3 protein-coding genes are annotated in these 1,818 nt (G+C 33.1%); all 3 read right to left on the bottom strand.

The window, feature by feature from the left end; translation table 11 throughout:
* On the bottom strand, window positions 1–455 hold a 455-nt coding region (locus FJ213_13470; GenBank protein ID MBM4177162.1), incomplete at its 3' end, for a trypsin.
* A gap of 108 nt (window positions 456–563) precedes the next feature.
* Window positions 564–1,310, bottom strand: a complete 747-nt coding sequence (gene recO, locus FJ213_13465; GenBank protein ID MBM4177161.1) for a DNA repair protein RecO — start codon at window positions 1,308–1,310, stop codon at window positions 564–566.
* The coding region (locus tag FJ213_13460) for an S-methyl-5-thioribose-1-phosphate isomerase (protein MBM4177160.1) at window positions 1,310–1,818 on the bottom strand (509 nt) is incomplete at its 5' end. The genes recO and FJ213_13460, both read right to left, overlap by 1 nt.

Here is a 1,818-nt window from a genome sequence, read left to right as displayed (position 1 = left end):
TCTGTGCCAATAAGTTCCGCATTAAACTTCCTTTTATCGGTGAGTGTGACACTAATAGTCTTTGCTCCTTCAACAACGTGATTGTTTGTCATGATGTAACCGTCATTTGAAATTATCACACCAGAACCAGATCCGCGCTGCGGCTGATTCTTTGGTAAATCCCGGAAGAAAGGAAAATCTTTAAAGAAATCTTGATGATCTTCCGGAACATTAACTTTAGATTCACCAGAAACAACAATCGCAACTACTGTTGGAGTAACTGCTTTTGAAACTTCGATAAATGCTTCACTTAATTTTTGGGCTTCTGCATTAACATTAACGAGAGGATTATTTGCTCCAATTTGTGCTACGGTGTGTCCACTTTTTACATATCCAAATCCTGACACTAAAACAATTCCAAAAACAACTCCAATTAAAACTAAAGCGATTGAAGCAAAAAGTTTATGTTTATTCATTTTTTCTCCTAATTTTTTACACTTTAACTCAATAATTATTTCTGAGTTTCAAAAAATTTATTAATTCTATTTTAGTATAAATGTTTGATTCAACAAATAAGACTATTATTAAACAAATGACTTAAAACCTTTGAACTCACTCACGTGCTGAGCGATGTAATTCTCTAAAAGTCCAAGTGTTTCATTCAAAATTACATCATCAAACATGTTTTTATCAAGTTCAGAAATTCTCCCCAAACTTGAATTCGTTATGGTCTCGAATTGAAGTTTAGTTAATTTATAATATTCTTGATTTGATTTACCGCATTTTGTACACACGATCCCAAAATGCCTTGAAAAATAATTTTCTAAGTTTTGATCGAATAAAGTCTTATTACAAGCTGGACAAAAGCTATGCAATACTGGGTAACCTCCAGAATCAAGTAAATGAACTATATAATAAATCAACATTAACTTTGGCTTGATCGAACCATTATTTAGTGTAGTCAACGATTCAACCAATTTTTGAAAAAGAACTGGATTAGATTCATTCTCATGAACAAAGATATTTGTCAGTTCTAACATTGCGAATGCAGATTGAATTTTATTAAAATCCGATTTAATATGTGTAAAGTCATCAAGGAAGTCTGCGGCTGATAAAAATTGCAAATCCCGCGCAGCTTTTTTGTAATAAACAAATTCAATGAAATTCATCGGTTCGAGCACTGCACTGAGTTTGCTTTTTAGTGTCCTCACTCCCTTGGCAATCAAATTAATTTTGCCATTATTCTCAGAAAAGATTGATACAAGTTTACTCGTTTCGCGAAAGTTACGTTTCTTGAGAACAACACCTTTGTCTTTAATGATTTCTGACATTACTTAAAATTATAGGGGGGATAGAAAATATTTTCTTCTGTAATTATTGCCGTAATGAGATTTGATGGAGTTACATCGAAGGCTGGATTGTAAACCTGAATTCCATCATGACCAATTTGTACATTTTTAATTTTAGTTATCTCTTCGCTAGATCTCTCTTCTATTTCAATTTGTTCGCCGGAAGCTAGATTTGCATCTATTGTAGAACTTGGTGCCGCCACATAAAATGGGATATTATGATGAGCGGCATTAACAGCTAATGAATAAGTACCAATTTTATTTGCAGTATCACCGTTTCGTACAATTCTATCTGCGCCAAGTATAACTGCATCTACTGATTTTCTCTGCATCAAAAACGCCGCAGTAGAATCAATAATTATTTTATAGGAAATACCAACTCTACTTAATTCGAATGATGTAAGTCTTAAACCTTGAAAAAGCGGACGAGCTTCACATGCATAAACAAAATCCAGTTTATTTTGTTTGTACATTTCGTGGATAATCCCAA

It is taken from the genome of Ignavibacteria bacterium (assembly GCA_016873845.1).
GTDB lineage: Bacteria > Bacteroidota > Ignavibacteria > Ch128b > Ch128b > JAHJVF01.
The sequence above is the reverse complement of the archived record's forward strand: the minus strand, read 5'-3'. Positions and strand labels throughout refer to the sequence as shown.